The following is a 16377-nucleotide window of genomic DNA, read 5'->3' as shown; positions in this document are numbered from 1 at the left end:
CCATGTTGACGTCACGCGAAAAACATATGCGCCGCGCAATGCGGAACCGCAACAAGCTGCGCAAGACGGCCGAAGGCAAGCTGCGCCTGTCTGTCGCTCGTTCTGGCAAGAATATCTCTGCTCAGGTCATCGACGACGAGAAGGGCATCACGCTCGCCTCTGCATCGACGCTTGAAGCAGATGTGCGCAAGGGCCTGAAGTCCACCTCAACTATCGAGGCGGCTGAAAAGGTCGGTAAAGCGGTTGCTGAGCGCGCCAAGAAAGCCGGTGTTGAAGAAGTTGTCTTCGACCGCGGTGGTTTTGTGTTCCATGGCCGGGTGAAAGCCCTGGCAGATGCCGCCCGTGAGGGCGGACTGAAGTTCTAGGAGGTCACCATGGCTGAAGAAAGAGGCAGAGGCCGCGGACGTCGCCGCGATCGCGAAGAAGAGCAAAGCGAATTTGTTGACAAGCTGGTCGGCATTAACCGCGTTGCGAAGACAGTGAAGGGCGGTAAGAATTTCGGTTTTGCAGCGCTCGTCGTTGTTGGTGATCAGAAAGGTCGCGCAGGCTTCGGTAAGGGTAAAGCCCGCGAGGTGCCTGAGGCGATCCGTAAGGCAACCGAAGAAGCCAAGCGTAACATGGTTCGCGTTCCACTGCGTGAAGGCCGCACCCTGCACCATGATGGCCGCGGTCGTCACGGCGCTGGTAAAGTCGTGCTCCGTGCAGCGCCTCCAGGGACTGGCGTGATCGCCGGTGGTCCAATGCGGGCCGTTATGGAAGTGCTGGGCATTCAGGATGTTGTTGGTAAGTCGATTGGTTCGTCTAACCCGTACAACATGGTTCGTGCGACATTTGACGCGCTGAAGCTGCAAGCCAGCCCACGGTCTGTGGCGTCCAAGCGTGGCCTGAAAGTTCAGGACATTGTTGGCCGCCGTACAGATGGCGCTTCTGAGGCCGGTATGGCCGAATCGGTTTCCGAGCCGACTGAAGCAACCACTGAGTAAGAGAGGATCTGATCGCCATGGCTAAGGCAAAAGCGACACTCACCGTGCGCCAGATCGGCAGCCCGATCCGCCGCGCCCCAGATCAGCGCCAGACCCTTGTTGGTCTTGGTCTGAACAAGATGGGTCGCGAGCGCACTCTGGAAGATACGCCCGCTGTGCGCGGGATGATCAACAAGGTGTCTCACCTTGTTGAAGTGATCGAGGGATAGACCCATGAAACTCAACGAACTTTCTCCAGCAGAAGGCTCCACCAAGAATCGCCATCGTGTCGGTCGTGGGGTTGGTTCTGGTAAGGGCAAAACCGGTGGCCGTGGTGTCAAAGGTCAAAAGTCCCGTTCTGGTGTTGCCATCAATGGTTTTGAAGGCGGCCAGATGCCAATCTATATGCGTCTGCCAAAGCGTGGCTTTACGTCTCGCAACAAGAAGCAGCACGCCTGGGTCAATCTTGGCATCCTGTCCAAGGCTGTTGAAGCTGGCAAGCTGGACCTGAAAGGTGAAATCACCGAAGCGGATCTGGTTGCTGCTGGTATCGTCCGTCGTATCAAAGACGGTGTTCGTATCCTGGCGAAGGGCGATGCGCCCAAGAAGCTGAAGATCACAGTCACAGGTGCCTCCAAGGCAGCGATTGAGGCGATCGAGAAGGCTGGCGGAAAAGTGACCGTAACCGGTCCTGTCAAAGAAGACACAGCAGAGTAGTTTTTCTCTGCTTTTTCCACTAAGCCTCTTCACAAACCTGCTTTCGCCGCCAATCTTGGCGGCGAAACTGTTTTCGGGATAAGGGAGCCCTGCGTTGGCCACAGCTCAAGAACAACTCGCGCGAAACATGAACTTTGGCAGCTTTGCCAAAGCCAAGGATCTACAAAATCGTATCCTGTTCACACTCTTCATTCTCGTACTGTACCGGCTCGGGACGTTTATCCCACTGCCGGGCCTCGATGCTTCTGCCTTTGCGCAATATTTTGCGACCCAGGGCGGCGGCATGCTCGGCAGCATGAACATGTTTGCCGGTGGTGCGGTTGAGCGGATGAGTGTCTTTGCGCTCAACGTGATGCCTTACATTACCGCATCAATCATCATTCAGATGATGACATCTTCGGTCCCTTCGCTGGAAAAGCTGAAGAAAGAAGGCGAGGCGGGTCGTAAGCAGATCAACCAGTATACACGTTACCTGACACTGGGCTTTGCAGTTGTTCAGTCTTTCGGGATCGCGGTTGGGCTGTCTGGCTTTGCTTATGACGAGATTGCACGCTGGTTCTTCATCCTGACGGCTGTTGTCACCTTTACAGGTGGAACCATGTTCCTGATGTGGATGGGTGAGCAGATCACTGCGCGCGGTGTGGGGAATGGTATCTCCCTGATCATCTTCGCAGGCATCATTGCTGAGATGCCAAAGGCGATCTTCAACCTGTTCAGCGGTTCGCGGGAGCAGGGGGTCAATGTTGTCTTTGTGATCGGTATTGCAGCTCTCATCATCGCCCTGACCCTGTTCATTGTGTTTATTGAGCGTTCGCAGCGCCGGGTATTGATCCAGTATCCAAAGCGTCAGCAGGCCGCGAATGCGCCGGCCCAGGGGCAGTCTTCCTTTATGCCGCTCAAGCTCAATACTTCGGGTGTTATCCCGCCAATCTTCGCGATTGCGATTCTGATGCTGCCAATGACGGCTGTTGGCTTTATGGGCGGCAGCACGGTTGATCCGAATGCCGTTGCCAGTGAAGGGGTTATGGGCTGGGTCGCGACGAACTTCGCGCCGGGGACATGGACCTATATCATCACCTATGGTGTGCTCGTCGCATTCTTCACGTTCTTCTACACGTCCATCATGTTCAACCCGGAAGAGACAGCAGATAATCTGCGCAAGTATGGTGGCTTTGTCCCTGGCATTCGTCCGGGGAAGAATACAGCCGCTTACTTCGACTATGTGCTAACTCGACTGACGACGATCGGTGCGATCTATCTGGTGTTCGTGTGTCTCATGCCAGAGGTGCTGCGCCGCTATGTACCAGGCATTCCGTTCTATATTGGCGGAACCAGCCTGCTGATCGTGGTGTCGGTGACGATGGATACGGTAACGCAAATTCAGTCTCACCTGATTGCGCACCAATATGAGGGCCTCATCAAGAAGTCCCGGCTGGGAGGAAAACGTAAAAGATGAATCTGATCCTGTTTGGGCCGCCTGCGGCCGGTAAAGGGACGCAGGCCAAGCGCCTTGTCCAAGATCATGGCTTTATTCAGCTCTCCACCGGAGACATGCTGCGCGCGGCGCGGGCATCCGGGTCTGAGCTGGGGCAGCGTGTTTCGAAAATCCTCGATGAAGGTGGTCTGGTTTCAGACGATATCGTCATCGGCCTGATTGATGAGCAGCTGACCAATCATAAAGGCGCACCAGGATTTATCTTTGACGGCTTTCCACGCACGGTTGGTCAGGCCAAGGCACTTGATGACCTGTTGGAAGCTCGTGGCACCGCTGTGCATTGTGTCCTGCGTCTGGTTGTCGATGAGGACCAGCTTCTGGCGCGGATCAGTAAGCGTTTTGAAGAACAGGGCCGCAAGGATGACAATCCGGAGATCTTCTCCACGCGTCTTGAAAAGTATAACGAGGATACAGCGCCTCTGATTCCAATCTATGCCGAACGCGGTCTACTTCGTGAAGTGGATGGCATGGCATCGATTGATGAGGTGAGCGCCAGCATTGATGGGGCATTGAAGGAACTCGTTTAAAGTGTTTGGGTGCGTCTGCCATTGTCGCTGAATCAGCGGTTGACGTACTCGCTTTCGCGTCTATAACGACGCACTTCGTTAAGAGGTCGAGTCTGCAAGCGTGCGGCGCTCATTTTGCTGTGCGAACTGCGGCTCTCTTTTTTGATATTTAGGAGACAGGCTTTGGCCCGTATTGCAGGCGTCAATATACCGACGAATAAGCGCGTTCCAATCGCGCTTCGCTATATCCACGGCATTGGTGCAGCCAAAGCCGATGAGATCTGTGAAAAAATTGGCATCGCACCAGAGCGTCGCGTTGCAGAACTTTCCGATGCGGAAGTGATTCAGATTCGTGAGACTATCGACAAGGACTACATGGTAGAGGGTGACCTTCGCCGTGAAGTGTCCCTGAACATCAAGCGTCTGATGGACCTTGGTTGCTATCGTGGTCTGCGTCACCGTAAGCGTCTGCCTGTCCGTGGACAGCGCACACATACTAATGCGCGGACCCGTAAGGGCCCGGCCAAGCCGATCGCCGGCAAGAAGAAATAGGACTGGTAGAACATGGCTCGTCAGACCACACGCGTTGCACGTCGCGCCCGCAAGAACATTTCTTCCGGTGTCGTCTTCGTGAACTCAACATTCAACAACACCATGATCACCATCGCGGATGCGCAGGGAAATACCATTTCCTGGTCATCTTCTGGTGCCATGGGCTTCAAAGGCTCTCGTAAGTCGACCCCATACGCAGCGCAGGTTGCAGCTGAGGATGCGGCCAAGAAAGCGATGGAGCACGGTCTTCAGACTGTTGAGATCAATGTTAAAGGTCCAGGTTCGGGCCGTGAAAGCGCTGTGCGCGCACTGCAGGCCGCAGGTCTGGCAGTTACCGCCATTCGTGACACCACACCGGTGCCGCACAATGGTTGCCGCCCACCCAAGCGCCGCCGCGTCTAATCGCCTGACCGTTCAAGCACTCGAGGAGGCCCCATGGCCGATACTGCTGTTGTAAACGACCGTAACTGGAAAGCCCTCATTCGTCCGAACCGCCCGGTTGTGGTGCCAGGACGTGATGGTAACCGTGTTGCCAATCTGACTGTTGAGCCGCTTGAGCGTGGCTTCGGAACGACCCTTGGTAATGCTCTGCGCCGTATTCTCCTGTCTTCGCTTCAGGGCGCTGCGATTATTGGCGTTCAGATTGACGGCGTTGTGCACGAGTTTTCTTCAATTCCAGGTGTTCGTGAAGACGTCACGACGATTATCCTGAACCTGAAGCAGGTGGCTGTGGACATGCAGGGCGAAGGCCAGAAGCGCATGATCCTGAAAGCCAGTGGCGCAGGTGAGGTAAAAGCCGGTCAGATCGAAACTCCGGGCGACGTTAAAATCCTTAATCCAGATCACGTGATTTGTACGCTGGATGATGGTGCTGACCTGCACATGGAATTCACTATTGCGACGGGCAAAGGCTATGTCCCAGCAAGCGAGAACCGTCCTGAGGATGCGCCTATCGGCTATATTCCGATCGATGCGATCTATTCACCGGTTCGCCGCGTTGGGTATCAGGTTGAAGACACCCGTGAGGGCACCGTTCTCGACTATGACAAGCTGACCCTGACCATCGAAACCGATGGGTCTATCACACCTGAGGATGCTGTGGCTTATGCTGCGCGTATCATGCAGGATCAGCTTCAGCTCTTCATCACCTTTGATGAGCCAGAGAGCGATAGCGGGACACAGACTGAAGAGAGTGATCTCGGCTTCAACCCAGTCCTTCTCAAGAAAGTTGACGAGCTTGAACTCTCTGTTCGCTCTGCCAACTGCCTGAAGAATGACAACATTGTTTACATTGGCGATCTGATCCAGAAATCTGAAGCAGAGATGCTGCGGACACCGAACTTCGGCCGCAAGTCTCTGAATGAGATCAAGGAAGTCCTCGCTGGTATGGGCCTGCACCTCGGCATGGATGTGCCGGACTGGCCACCAGAGGACATTGAAGCCCTCGCCAAGAAATACGACGACCACCTTTAAGGAGTAGGCCTGCGAAGGCCCACAACGGAGACTGACATGCGCCACGGCATTGCACATCGCAAATTGAACCGCACCGCTTCGCACCGCAAAGCGATGTTCGCCAACATGGCGGCGTCCCTGATCGAGCACGAGCAGATCGTGACGACCCTGCCAAAGGCGAAAGAAATGAAGCCTTTTATGGACAAGCTGATCACGCTGGCCAAAAAGGGTGACCTGCACGCCCGTCGTCAGGCGATCTCCAAGGTGCGTAACAAGGAAGCCGTGAAGAAGCTCTTCGAAGTCTTCGGTGAGCGTTATAAAGACCGCAATGGTGGTTATACCCGTGTTCTGAAGGCCGGTTACCGCTTTGGCGACAACGCACCTCGCGCCGTCATCGAACTGGTTGATCGTGATGAAGATGCTCGCGGCGCTGCTGACCGTGCGCGCCACGAAGCTGAAATGGAAATGATGGAAGAGTAGGGCTTCGGTTCACCTCCAGATTATCAAAACCCGTAGCCAACAGGCTGCGGGTTTTTCTTTGGGCTGAAGGGTATTCAGGTACCCGGATTCAAATGCAGGTCAGTGTCCGCCTTTCAGGCGCTGATCTGTGTTCTCGCGATAGTGCTTGTCAGCCTTCTTCGCGAAAGCGCTCCGCCAGTTTTTCGAGAGGGCTTCCAGCTTGCTAAGGCTTTCCGCAGTCGCTGGATCGAGGCGTGGATTGAAGCGGGCCATTGTCACGACTGAAATCGGGAGATCCGGGTAGAGCCGTTCCGTCACACGTATTTCGTCCCCGACGGCCGCAGACCCTTCTTCCAGAACACGATAGTACCATCCGGTTTTGCCTGTGACTTGAAACTTGTGCGCCATCGAGTCGATCCCGGTATGCGCATTCAGTTTCCAGCAAGGTTGGCGCCCCTGGCAGACCTGTGCGCGCAGGCTGCCGATCAGCAAGATATCCCCAAGGCAGAGATTCTCCTCGGTCAGGCCGATTGTTGATATATTCTCGCCAAAGCAGCCAGGTTTGAAACTGCGTGCATGATCCGGATATTCTGCCTGCCAGAACGCCATATGGTCACCGGCATAGTGATGGATGGCTTTCTCCGCGCCGCCATGAACTTTGAGGTCAGCTTGTCTGTCCTCGACGAACCCGTGGGCTTCAGCATGCAAGGGGCCTGTGGCCGGTTGCTTATTAATGGCGGATGGTGGTTTGCCCTCCCATAGGGTTTCAACCTTACCGACAAACAGGCCTGAGATGCGGCTAGTGGGTAAACTCATCAAAGGGCTCCAATCTGCTCAACACAAATGTGCTGGCTATCCTGCGTGGTGAGCGGCGTATTCAACAGCCCGCAGAAGTGAGGCGCCCCGTTAGCGTGAACCTCCGTGAAGTATTTACACGTTTTGCAGGCTCCAAAAGGATGTCCACCTCTTGCCTCTAGCATTGTCACCAGAACTTGCTGTGTTGTTTCTGATAACTGCGCCCGGTGGGTGTCGGTCATCCCGTGGATTGCCTGTTCCAGCTTATGCAATGGGTCGTTTTGCAGGACAGTGTGTCCGGCTTCGGTCAGGGCGAGTTGAATGATTCTCTTATCGCGCTGGTCATGCGTCTTGCTGACAAATCCCTTCCGGACAAGTGCCGTTACCGTTTGGGAGATAGTTCCCTTCGTGATGCCCAAATAGGCGCGTAAAGCACCGGGGGTGCGGGAAAATCGGTTCGCCTTGGCAAGGTAGCGCAGGACCTCCCACTGCGTTGGATTCAGGCCTTCGGAATAGGCCTCATTGGTTAGAAGGCGTATGAGGCGCTCGATCACATGAGTCACTGATAGTGTTGTCATGCCTCATTTGGTATCGACTAAAAACATATATTGCAAGGCCGCATCATATGCGTTAACGCTAGTATAGTTTCGAGTAAAAACTTATGAGCGAGAATATGAAACAGTCAGACTCTTTAGCCAGCCCGCGAAAGGCGCCAGCTTGGTCGATCAGCCAGTGGATCAATGCCAACCAACCCCACAGCCTGGAGACTCTGAGAGGCAAGGTCATCGTCCTGGAAGCTTTCCAGATGCTCTGCCCGTCATGTGTGGCCCACAGCCTGCCACAGGCGCAGAAAGTCCATCAGCTCTTTCATCAGAATGATGTGGCCGTGATTGGTTTGCACTCGGTCTTTGAGCATCATGAAGCTCAGGGTACACAGGCGGCTTTGGAAGCGTTTGTGCATGAATACCGTCTGAGCTTCCCGATTGGTATCGACAAGTCGTCAGGGGCATCCGGGCTACCGCTGACCATGTCCGCATATGGTATGCGAGGGACGCCCACAACGATTTTGATCGACCGCAATGGCTATATTCGCAAGCACAAGTTCGGCCGTGACGATGACATGGTTCTGGGCGCTGAAATCATGTCACTGCTTAGGGAGGATGGCCCCCCTCTCTCTCCAGCCTCACGATACGAGACCGCCGCCACAACCAGCTGTACAGATGAAGGATGTGTGGCACCACAAAGCTAAGCTCTGCACCTCTCAAAGAATTCCGTGCCCGTAGATTAGGGCGTTTGAACGTAGGATTGCGCGCTATCAGGGATTAGGTCATGGTCTTGCGTAATGGGTGTTTCTATTTCCGGATTTGTGACGACGGCCCTTGCATTCGTACGTGCGCGATGGGGTGTGTTGCTGCTGGCAAGCTTGATTAGCGTCCTGCCAGGCCAAGTCTATAGTTGGCTTACTTACCTGGATCTGTTGCCAAATCTTCATGTCTGGTTCCAAAACGCGCTACTTCCAGCGCCTGACTTTGCAGGGTACGATACAGTCTCCCTGATTATCTACTGGCTGCAGAGGTCTGGGCTCAGTCAGATCTTTAATCTTCTTCTTTATGGCGTATTTATTTCTACAGCGGTGGCTGTGGTATCGGTCACTGCTGTGGCCTGGAAAAAAGATGAGTTTTTGACACCCAAGTCTCTCATCGAAAAAGTGCTTCCCGGAATACTTCCGGTTTGGCTTTACCTGCTGTGCGCTTTCGTCCTGTTTGGGTTTGCTTTTATCCTATTCGTGATCCCGTATATTTATCTGAGCGTCGTATGCTTTGTGGCTGCCTTTGCCGCAGCGGATAAACGGTTATGGCCTCTTGGTGCTATACGTAAGAGCTTCGAACTTACGCGTGGCGCGCGCTGGTTCATCCTCTGCTTTGTTGTTGCTAGTCTGTTACTCTCAGCCTTACAGAGTGCTGTCCGAACGGCTGTGCTGCAAATGGTTATGAGCAGTGGTTTCGATCGGGAAACTGTTCTGATTGGCTATAAGGTCATCAACTCGATTTGGGCATTTCTCAAACACTATGTTGAAATGGTTATTGTCGCATCGGTTTATGTTGTCTTGCTGCGGTCCCATGAGGGACCTTCCTCGGTAGAGGTTGCCGAGGCTTTTGACTGAGTTGGCCATGAAAAAGCCCGCACGGGTAAGGGTGCGGGCTTTCTGGGTTTGGGGCAGGTTTGCTGCTTATTCAGCAGGCTTACGCAGCTCGAACGTGACGTTGACGGTCATAGAGTAGCCAACTTCGCCGCTGGCGATCGGGGTGGACTTGTCCATCGCCATTTCGGCGCGGGCCATCATCATTGGCTGGGGTTGATAGCCGCCACTTTCTGACAGGGTGACAATCCGCGCGACTTCATAGCCAGAGGCCGCAGCGTACAGCTCAGCCCGGGCAATTGCGGCATTCATTGCGATGCGACGGGCCTCATCCTTGGCGGCGCGGTCATCGTCGAGGGCAAAGCGCAGGCCGTTAAACGTGTTCCCGCCAGCCTCAACCAATGCATCCATCGTTTCACCGAGATCATCAAGATCGCGCACCTTCACCGATAGCTGGTTGGAGGCCGTGTAGCCAATCAGGCGCGGGGGCTGGCCATCGCGGTTGGAATAATCATAACGCGGGTTCAGCGAGAAGTTCGAGGTCTGCATATCCCGGCGGTCAACGCCAGCACTTGCGAGGGCATCGAACACGCCATTCATGGCGCTGCGATTATCCGCCATGGCCTGTTTCGCCGTTTCAGCCTCGCTGGTCACACCGGCCGACAGGAAGGCAATATCCGGCGCGCGCATCACCTGGCCCTCAGCGGAGATATTCAGCGTGGTTTCCGGCTGGATCGAGTTCGGGTGCGTACTGGCCAGCGGTGCGGCATTCGGTGTCACGGTCGGCGTCACAGCGGGTGCGGGCAGGGGCGCATCCGGCTCCCCTGTGGCCTGCGTTGCCTCAGGGCTCTGCGCCCCACCACAGGCAGCCAGCGACAGGACTGCAACAGAGCCCAACAGGGCGCGAAGAGACAAGGTCATGGCGTTCTCCTTTCAACAGAGATAGACTTGATGTTCCTATTGAATTGCGCCATTGCGACAAGATCAAGGCCGCTATTTTCAGGTTGCCTTCATCCCTTTGCGTGGGCCTGTAGCTCAGTTGGTTAGAGCGGACCGCTCATAACGGTCTGGTCGGGGGTTCAAGTCCCTCCGGGCCCACCATTCTAATCCGGTTGAGCCTTGCTCAAAAAATCGATCCACTGGATCGATTTTAGGATTAGAATGCTGCGGCAGGAGCTTAAGCCGCTGGAGCAAAAACAGGCTCTCGCTGCCCGGCACTCTTATCCATTCGAGCTTTGTGGCTTCGGCATAAGCGCCTCCAGATACGCGTCCAGCTCCTCATCGCTCATCGCCTTAATTTTGGGGTCGGTACAGATCGACAGGCCATTTTCATCATAGGTGATTGGCTGCCGGGCAATCTGGCGCGTCATCGCCTTTTCCAAATCACCCAGCGTCTTCTCCCGCCGCCGCGCGGCGCGCCAGGCGCTGAGCCAGCGGTCCGCCTCTGTCAATTCATCCTTGTCGAGCAAGTCCCGCACCGTGGACAGGATATCGCCGTCCGGCATCTGCGCGACCTTGCGCATGAAGGCATTGCGGCGGTCATCGCGCAGGGTCTGGTACTTTTCCCGCGCGGCGGCCCTGCCTCCACGCCAGGACGGATGGTCCGGCCCGCTGACCCGGCGCGGGTCATCCTCGGGCACGGGCTGGTTCAGGTAAAGTTGACCAGAGCGACAATACCCGCCCGGCCCGGCGGGGGTGGTGAGGGGCGCCCCGGCGCGATGGGCCTGCGGGTGCAAATCCCCCTGACGAAAGCCATACAGCTTGGCCCAGCGGGCATAAGTGCCAACACGAATGCCAAGCTGCGCACGTATATCGGCGGGGGACACGCCCAGCCGTGCCAACCGCCCCGCCTCCGCCGCCAGCGCCTGGCGGTCTTCAATCGTCAGAGCCCGTAAGTCTCGCGTCGGATACGGCTTTGATCCTGTAGAGTGATCTGCCGAAGCAAGGCCTGCAGCGCACGCGGAGGGCTGGGGAATGGGAGCAGTCATTCGTAGAGTATACGTTAGCGCGGGAGGGAGAGGATAGAGGCAGCTGAATCCCAGATAGCGGTCGTGAACGGAGCGGCAGAAACTTCCTATTAGCAGACATAAGTGAGGGCGCCACTTATGACTACGCTTGGTCAGATAGTTCTCGTATTCTGGGAGTATTATTCAAGCCCGCCCTGCAGCAAATAAGGGGTCTAGCAACCACTCGATGAGTGTTCTATCATCGACGATAACATCTGCGGTCAAGGTCAATCCACTACGCAAGGTGATATCACGCCCGTAGGCTTCGATCTGGTCGCTTTTTATGCGGGCACGGACCCGAAAGACCGGCTCCTGCAACGAGATGCCCGCGAGAGATACTTCATCAGGTGCGAGGATTGTCTGAGAAATATCTTCAATAACAGCTTGCCCGGTCCCAAAGCTCTGGAAGGGGAATGCATCATATTTTAGCCGAACCTCTTGACCGGTCTCAATAAAGCCAATTGCGCGACTTGGGACGAATATCTCCGCAAGAAGGGCATCACCCTCAGGCGTCAGAATGGCACCCGTCTCACCAGATGCAATCAATTGCCCCTTTTCGATTGGAACAACCTCCACGCGGCCCGCGACAGGTGCAGTCAAAATGTATTGGCCATCCGCTTCATTACGAACAGTCCTTTCATTGAGCGCAGCGATCACCTGATCCCGTTCAGACATTGCAGTGCGCCGCTCCGCAGGCAGACGATCGAGTTGACGCCTGAAATCCTCTATTTCTGTTTCCGTTGAACGAAGCGCTCGCTTGAGGGTCAAGAGATCTTGTTCGATCTCCTGTTTCTGCAATTTCCAGCTCTCCGCATCCGCGCGCGTCGTCAGTCCTTCCTCAAAGTTTTCTCGCGCCCAGAGCGCTGTTTCCGTCATTTGTTGCAGTCGCTGGGTCTGGGCTTGAATCTGGGTGGTCAGAGCAATTTGTTCTGTTTCCCGTCCAGAAATGAGCTTGAGCAACCGCCGGTCCTCCGCATCAATGCGCTCAAGCGTTGCGTCAGCGCCGTTACGGGCGGCCTCTACTTGTGCTTCAAGGGTTTCATTGAGAACGCTAAGGATATCACCTTCTGCGGTCTCGGCTGAAAGGCGGAGTGCGAGAAGAGGCGTCCCTTTCTCAACTTGCGCACCCGGTATGACATAGGTGTCCTCAACAATACCACCGCGGAGCGCCGCGGCACGAACAGCCCCGTTTTCCGGGACGATCCAACCCGCGACGGTTTGCTTGCGCTCATATTCTGCGAGGCTCAGAAATGTGACGGCTGTAGCTATGATAATAATGAGCAGGCCGCCTAACACCCAAATACGCAACAAAGATGGAAACATGACTTTTCCATCCAAGCGGGATGTCGCGGCTGAAACGGCTTCTTTGCGGAATAGATCTGACATGGCTTTTTTATCTGCTGGATAGCTTTCGAATACAAAATCTAATATTCATTTTAATGGATCAGCCCATAAAGCCGACATTACTAAAACTGAATCCCAAAAAGCGATCGATTATAAACACGACAGAAGTGACAGAGGCAAGAAGCACTATCTGCAGCGCAGAAACAAATCCTATAGTTTTTGATATCGACATGGCTCTCCCACGTGAGATAAAGAAATTGGCAAGGCTAGCCCCAATACAAATTGGAATTGCATTACCTCCCAGCAGAGGCATGAGCGCAAGTAGGCATAATAATAATATGAAAATGGCGGCAAATGCCGATCTTGTGCTATCCATATTATTAAACTGTCATTCTGCAAAGAATGCCCCCTTCTGTCAAAGACAGAGGGGGGAGGAAGACCGATGTACGGACACCGATCCTCACAATCGTTCGCGCCTCTTGTTGGCACATCCAAACACTAGTCCGAAGTTTGGGATGAATCTTCACTTCCACTTGGTGCAGGTGTGCCAGTGACAATATAGGCAACTGTTCTGATTACAACAGGAACGATGACTAAGGGTGCCAATATCCCGCCATTAACAGCATTCAGTTCATTCAAAGTTAGTTCACGCATATTTTTTCCTATTCATTTTTTGATTTTGGTAAAGTTCTGGATGACGCCAAAGTTTACAGGATCGATCTAAAAAGCCTGACAACAAGCCAGAGAAGGGAAACAACCAGCAACATTTCCAATGGGGTTATCCATGTTGAGTCATCTTCTTCCATTAGCTTATTGAGTCGATTTTCAGAAGCATCCATCACATCCCCAACATAACATTAAATAGAAGAAATAATAAAACTACAGGAAAGACCATTCTTTTAATTATACCACCGATGAAATTCATAGATAAGCCAAAAATCAAAACCATTAATGAGAAAATTAGCATTACTAGATTCTCAAAAAAAATCATGCTAGATGTAAAAAAAGCAAAAAAGAAGTATACGGTGAACATGGACCCTAATGATATGAAGGATATTTGTTCGCCAAAGTGCTGGCTCGATAGAATTTTCATTATCTCTTCCAATGAAAAGGGCGACGAACACATAAAATGATGTGTCCATCACTCATTTTCTGCTCAATCATTTGATTCAGAGGATTCCTGACTATCTGGTGTTGCGGCATTGTGCACGAGGCCTGCTGCAACGCCAACAGCAGCGCCACCTGTCGCGGCCTTAGCAATTGTTTTTACTGCCCAAATGACTCCGGCGACAACAGGAGGGGCAGAACCGGATACTTCATCGATTTCTTTAACGGACAACGTTCTCATACTTTTAATCCTGTTCACGTGTTTCCAAATAGGCGGCGGTACCGGCGATAAGCGCAACATCCGCGGCAACAATTTTAACTATGATCTTTACGACCGGTACAGCACAAGGCGGACACGCTCCACTCACATTATCAATCTCATCCACACCCAGTTCACGGATACTCGGCGTATTTGTTGCTTGCACAAATTGCATTGTATTTCTCCATAAATGTCCTGCTCAAAATTGAGCCCTTTTTAAATGCGATAAATGTATATTTTAGTACAATAAAAATATTCTATCGAAATTGAAGCTATTTCGGATTGAATAAAAAACCAATCTGTATTGCCAGATCATTGCATAAAACAATATCTACTCTTTAAGGGGGGCATGCTTATTATGGACGCATTTATAAATTTTACTGGAAAGCGCCGTCTGCCTGTTATTACGGGCGCAGAGGCTGCAGAGTGTGGCCTTTGCTGCATGACGATGGTAGCACGCTATCACGGCCATGACGTGGACTTGAACGGTTTACGCCAGCGCTTCTCCTTATCCATTAGTGGGGCAAGCCTGCGCTCTTTGATGGGTTTTGCTGATGCCCTCGGGTTTGGGACACGCGCCCTTCGCGTCGATCTGGAAGCGCTGCCAGAGGTCAAGGCACCCGCAATTTTGCATTGGGACCTCAATCATTTTGTTGTCCTGAAAAAGACAACCCGGAAAGGGATCATTATCCATGATCCCGCTTACGGTGCACGCACACTCAGCTGGAAGGATGCTTCCAGACACTTTACCGGCGTGGTTCTCGAACTCAGCCCTTCGGCAGAGTTTAGCAAAGTCAAAGCAGAAAAGCCGACCCGGTTACGCAGCCTGTGGTCTAAGCTGGACGGGTTTTGGACTTCGATGGTTCAGGTCCTATTGCTGTCTATCGCGCTTCAAATCGCGGTGTTTGCAGCCCCATTTTATCTTCAACTCACCGTCGATCAGGCTATACAAACCACAGACCGTGATCTGCTGACAGTCCTTGCTGTAGGGTTTGGCGCACTTCTGCTCATACAAGTGGCGCTCACCGCACTTCGGTCTTGGGCACTCATGGCCATTGGCCAGTTAATGGGCTATCAGATGACCGGTAATCTTGTGCGGCATCTCCTGCGGCTCCCTGTATCATATTTTGAGAAACGCCACGTCGGCGATATCCTGTCGCGGTTGCAATCTGTCGGACCGATCCGTGACGCGATTACAGCGGGCGTCATTACCTCTGTGATTGACGGTGTAATGGCAATTATCGCGGCGATCATACTCTTCATTTATTCGCCTCTACTCGCTTTTATCGTGCTTGGCGGCCTGGTTCTGACCGTTGTCCTAACGTTTGTTCTGTATCCCTTTCAGCGCGAACGAACGGCCGAGCAAATTATCGCTAGCGCCAAAGAGCAAACCCATCTTGTCGAAAGCGTCAGAGCAGCGACGACGATCAAGCTCATGGGCCGCGAGGGCGAGCGCGAAGCAGCCTGGCGCAATCATTTTGCGGATGTGACGAATACAGGGTTCTCGATCGGGAAATACCAAATCGGGATGACGGCCGTGCAATCGCTTTTAACCGGGCTCATCTTGATCCTTGTCGTCTATCTGGCGGCGCGCATGATTCTAGCAGGGGATGGCTTTTCTGTCGGAATGCTATTTGCCTTTATGAGTTACAGGCAGACGCTTTCGGATCGTGTTCTTGCACTTATTAATCAGGTGATCGCTTTTCGATATCTGACCCTTCATCTTGAACGCGTCGGCGACATCGTCCACGCAGAAAGGGAAGTTACGTCTGACACAAGCGGAACCCTATTTGAACCAGATGGTGCGATTGAACTCAAGAACATTTCTTTCAGTTATGGAGCTTCTGATCGGAACGTCTTGGAAAACGTGTCCCTCACTATAAACGCAGGAGAATGCGTCGCCCTGACTGGAACATCTGGTGGCGGTAAGACCACACTACTGAAACTTCTCTTGGGGCTCTATCAACCGAATGAGGGTGATATTTATCTTGACGGTAAGCGCGCCACCCCTGAAATGTGGCGAGCATGGAGAGATCATGTCGGCGTGGTTGCTCAAGATGACCAGCTCTTGTCCGGGAGCCTGGCCGACAATATTGCGTTCTTCGACCCGGATTTAGATATGGCGCGTGTTCAAGAAGCTGCTGCCCTTGCCCGCATCCATGAAGATATCCTACAAATGCCAATGCAATATCTATCCCTTGTAGGTGATATGGGGTCGGCGTTATCAGGCGGGCAGCGACAGCGCGTCTTATTAGCACGCGCGCTCTATCGCAGACCACGCCTGCTATTCCTGGACGAAGGCACAGCCAATCTGGATCCAAAAACCGAAGCAGAAATCGCGGACTTGATCCAATCCTTGAATATCACACGTGTGGTGGTCGCTCATCGCCCCGCGCTTATTCAGCGCGCTGATACTGTTTACAGCATTGGCAGAGGGTCAATTTCTTCAGTTAGCAAAGAGAACTTACCCCAACTGGTTTCAACTTATGCCGCAGAACACAATATAGTAACTTAGCGATATCTTCTCTAATCGGGCTTTCAGGTCAAGCTCCGTATTTTCGTCTTCGGTCCGGCTCTTCGCCA

Annotated in this window: 20 protein-coding genes and 1 tRNA gene; 14 read left to right on the top strand and 7 right to left on the bottom strand. The window is 53.4% G+C overall.

Going from position 1 to position 16377, the window contains the following annotated elements; all coding sequences use genetic code 11:
- Positions 1–2: 2 nt before the first annotated feature.
- The 10 genes from rplR to rplQ all read left to right on the top strand — a co-directional run bounded on the left by rplR (position 3) and on the right by rplQ (position 6164).
- On the top strand, positions 3–365 hold the full coding sequence (gene rplR, locus RYZ27_RS09125) for a 50S ribosomal protein L18 (protein WP_406679186.1): 363 nt from the start codon (positions 3–5) through the stop codon (positions 363–365).
- Between the two features lie 9 nt (positions 366–374).
- Positions 375–983 carry a 30S ribosomal protein S5 gene (gene rpsE / locus RYZ27_RS09120; protein ID WP_406679185.1) on the top strand — a complete coding sequence of 203 codons (609 nt, stop codon included), beginning with the start codon at positions 375–377 and terminating at the stop codon, positions 981–983.
- 17 nt (positions 984–1000) lie between these two features.
- On the top strand, positions 1001–1192 hold the full coding sequence (rpmD, locus tag RYZ27_RS09115) for a 50S ribosomal protein L30 (protein ID WP_406679184.1): 192 nt from the start codon (positions 1001–1003) through the stop codon (positions 1190–1192).
- Positions 1193–1196: 4 nt separating this feature from the next.
- Positions 1197–1679: a 50S ribosomal protein L15 gene (rplO, locus tag RYZ27_RS09110; protein ID WP_406679183.1), complete on the top strand. Its 483-nt coding sequence runs from the start codon at positions 1197–1199 to the stop codon at positions 1677–1679.
- Positions 1680–1773: 94 nt separating this feature from the next.
- A complete protein-coding gene (secY, locus tag RYZ27_RS09105; protein WP_406679182.1) occupies positions 1774–3135 on the top strand; it encodes a preprotein translocase subunit SecY in 1362 nt (453 codons plus the stop codon).
- A complete protein-coding gene (locus RYZ27_RS09100) occupies positions 3132–3701 on the top strand; it encodes an adenylate kinase (RefSeq protein WP_406679181.1) in 570 nt (189 codons plus the stop codon). The genes secY and RYZ27_RS09100 overlap by 4 nt, the downstream gene beginning before the upstream one ends.
- A gap of 162 nt (positions 3702–3863) precedes the next feature.
- A complete protein-coding gene (gene rpsM, locus RYZ27_RS09095; RefSeq protein ID WP_406679180.1) occupies positions 3864–4232 on the top strand; it encodes a 30S ribosomal protein S13 in 369 nt (122 codons plus the stop codon).
- Between the two features lie 12 nt (positions 4233–4244).
- Positions 4245–4634: a 30S ribosomal protein S11 gene (gene rpsK / locus RYZ27_RS09090; protein ID WP_406679179.1), complete on the top strand. Its 390-nt coding sequence runs from the start codon at positions 4245–4247 to the stop codon at positions 4632–4634.
- A gap of 33 nt (positions 4635–4667) precedes the next feature.
- On the top strand, positions 4668–5705 hold the full coding sequence (locus RYZ27_RS09085; protein ID WP_406679178.1) for a DNA-directed RNA polymerase subunit alpha: 1038 nt from the start codon (positions 4668–4670) through the stop codon (positions 5703–5705).
- 36 nt (positions 5706–5741) lie between these two features.
- The gene (gene rplQ / locus RYZ27_RS09080; protein WP_406679177.1) at positions 5742–6164 is read left to right on the top strand and encodes a 50S ribosomal protein L17; all 423 of its coding nucleotides are present in this window, start codon (positions 5742–5744) and stop codon (positions 6162–6164) included.
- Positions 6165–6263: 99 nt separating this feature from the next.
- Here rplQ and RYZ27_RS09075 read toward each other — a convergent pair whose 3' ends face one another.
- Positions 6264–6959, bottom strand: coding sequence for an MOSC domain-containing protein (locus tag RYZ27_RS09075; RefSeq protein WP_406679176.1), 696 nt, complete (start codon positions 6957–6959; stop codon positions 6264–6266).
- Positions 6959–7516, bottom strand: a complete 558-nt coding sequence (locus RYZ27_RS09070; protein ID WP_406679175.1) for a MarR family winged helix-turn-helix transcriptional regulator — start codon at positions 7514–7516, stop codon at positions 6959–6961. The genes RYZ27_RS09075 and RYZ27_RS09070 overlap by 1 nt, the downstream gene beginning before the upstream one ends.
- Before the next feature lie 95 nt (positions 7517–7611).
- Between RYZ27_RS09070 and RYZ27_RS09065 the strand changes: the two genes are divergently transcribed.
- Both RYZ27_RS09065 and RYZ27_RS09060 read left to right on the top strand, forming a co-directional pair.
- Entirely contained in the window at positions 7612–8187 is a 576-nt protein-coding gene (locus tag RYZ27_RS09065; protein ID WP_406679174.1) for a peroxiredoxin family protein, read from the top strand.
- A gap of 93 nt (positions 8188–8280) precedes the next feature.
- Complete coding sequence (locus RYZ27_RS09060) at positions 8281–9102, top strand: hypothetical protein (RefSeq protein ID WP_406679173.1); 822 nt, start codon at positions 8281–8283, stop codon at positions 9100–9102.
- Positions 9103–9168: 66 nt separating this feature from the next.
- On the opposite strand, the gene RYZ27_RS09055 is transcribed toward RYZ27_RS09060, so the two are convergent.
- On the bottom strand, positions 9169–9999 hold the full coding sequence (locus RYZ27_RS09055; RefSeq protein WP_406679172.1) for an SIMPL domain-containing protein: 831 nt from the start codon (positions 9997–9999) through the stop codon (positions 9169–9171).
- A gap of 103 nt (positions 10000–10102) precedes the next feature.
- Between RYZ27_RS09055 and RYZ27_RS09050 the strand changes: the two genes are divergently transcribed.
- A tRNA-Ile gene (locus RYZ27_RS09050) sits at positions 10103–10179 on the top strand.
- A 119-nt stretch (positions 10180–10298) separates the two neighbouring features.
- Here RYZ27_RS09050 and RYZ27_RS09045 read toward each other — a convergent pair.
- The 4 genes from RYZ27_RS09045 to RYZ27_RS09030 all read right to left on the bottom strand — a co-directional run bounded on the left by RYZ27_RS09045 (position 10299) and on the right by RYZ27_RS09030 (position 13969).
- Entirely contained in the window at positions 10299–11066 is a 768-nt protein-coding gene (locus tag RYZ27_RS09045; RefSeq protein WP_406679171.1) for a hypothetical protein, read from the bottom strand.
- A gap of 162 nt (positions 11067–11228) precedes the next feature.
- Positions 11229–12470, bottom strand: coding sequence for an HlyD family efflux transporter periplasmic adaptor subunit (locus RYZ27_RS09040; RefSeq protein WP_406679170.1), 1242 nt, complete (start codon positions 12468–12470; stop codon positions 11229–11231).
- 1114 nt (positions 12471–13584) lie between these two features.
- Positions 13585–13776: a hypothetical protein gene (locus tag RYZ27_RS09035; protein ID WP_406679169.1), complete on the bottom strand. Its 192-nt coding sequence runs from the start codon at positions 13774–13776 to the stop codon at positions 13585–13587.
- A gap of 4 nt (positions 13777–13780) precedes the next feature.
- Positions 13781–13969 carry a hypothetical protein gene (locus tag RYZ27_RS09030; protein ID WP_406679168.1) on the bottom strand — a complete coding sequence of 63 codons (189 nt, stop codon included), beginning with the start codon at positions 13967–13969 and terminating at the stop codon, positions 13781–13783.
- A 183-nt stretch (positions 13970–14152) separates the two neighbouring features.
- Between RYZ27_RS09030 and RYZ27_RS09025 the strand changes: the two genes are divergently transcribed.
- Positions 14153–16309, top strand: a complete 2157-nt coding sequence (locus tag RYZ27_RS09025; RefSeq protein ID WP_406679167.1) for a peptidase domain-containing ABC transporter — start codon at positions 14153–14155, stop codon at positions 16307–16309.
- Positions 16310–16377 lie beyond the last annotated feature (68 nt).

The organism is Hyphomonas sp. FCG-A18, assembly GCF_045287255.1.
Taxonomy (GTDB): Bacteria; Pseudomonadota; Alphaproteobacteria; order Caulobacterales; family Hyphomonadaceae; genus Henriciella.
The sequence above is the reverse complement of the archived record's forward strand: the minus strand, read 5'-3'. Positions and strand labels throughout refer to the sequence as shown.

Coding starts and splice junctions, on each gene's coding strand:
- rplR (WP_406679186.1), top strand. CDS start 3: ATGTTGACGTCACGCGAAAAACATATGCGCCGCGCAATGCGGAACCGC.
- rpsE (WP_406679185.1), top strand. CDS start 375: ATGGCTGAAGAAAGAGGCAGAGGCCGCGGACGTCGCCGCGATCGCGAA.
- rpmD (WP_406679184.1), top strand. CDS start 1,001: ATGGCTAAGGCAAAAGCGACACTCACCGTGCGCCAGATCGGCAGCCCG.
- rplO (WP_406679183.1), top strand. CDS start 1,197: ATGAAACTCAACGAACTTTCTCCAGCAGAAGGCTCCACCAAGAATCGC.
- RYZ27_RS09100 (WP_406679181.1), top strand. CDS start 3,132: ATGAATCTGATCCTGTTTGGGCCGCCTGCGGCCGGTAAAGGGACGCAG.
- rpsK (WP_406679179.1), top strand. CDS start 4,245: ATGGCTCGTCAGACCACACGCGTTGCACGTCGCGCCCGCAAGAACATT.
- RYZ27_RS09085 (WP_406679178.1), top strand. CDS start 4,668: ATGGCCGATACTGCTGTTGTAAACGACCGTAACTGGAAAGCCCTCATT.
- rplQ (WP_406679177.1), top strand. CDS start 5,742: ATGCGCCACGGCATTGCACATCGCAAATTGAACCGCACCGCTTCGCAC.
- RYZ27_RS09075 (WP_406679176.1), bottom strand. CDS start 6,959: ATGAGTTTACCCACTAGCCGCATCTCAGGCCTGTTTGTCGGTAAGGTT.
- RYZ27_RS09070 (WP_406679175.1), bottom strand. CDS start 7,516: ATGACAACACTATCAGTGACTCATGTGATCGAGCGCCTCATACGCCTT.
- RYZ27_RS09065 (WP_406679174.1), top strand. CDS start 7,612: ATGAAACAGTCAGACTCTTTAGCCAGCCCGCGAAAGGCGCCAGCTTGG.
- RYZ27_RS09060 (WP_406679173.1), top strand. CDS start 8,281: ATGGGTGTTTCTATTTCCGGATTTGTGACGACGGCCCTTGCATTCGTA.
- RYZ27_RS09055 (WP_406679172.1), bottom strand. CDS start 9,999: ATGACCTTGTCTCTTCGCGCCCTGTTGGGCTCTGTTGCAGTCCTGTCG.
- RYZ27_RS09045 (WP_406679171.1), bottom strand. CDS start 11,066: ATGACTGCTCCCATTCCCCAGCCCTCCGCGTGCGCTGCAGGCCTTGCT.
- RYZ27_RS09040 (WP_406679170.1), bottom strand. CDS start 12,470: ATGTCAGATCTATTCCGCAAAGAAGCCGTTTCAGCCGCGACATCCCGC.
- RYZ27_RS09035 (WP_406679169.1), bottom strand. CDS start 13,776: ATGAGAACGTTGTCCGTTAAAGAAATCGATGAAGTATCCGGTTCTGCC.
- RYZ27_RS09030 (WP_406679168.1), bottom strand. CDS start 13,969: ATGCAATTTGTGCAAGCAACAAATACGCCGAGTATCCGTGAACTGGGT.
- RYZ27_RS09025 (WP_406679167.1), top strand. CDS start 14,153: ATGGACGCATTTATAAATTTTACTGGAAAGCGCCGTCTGCCTGTTATT.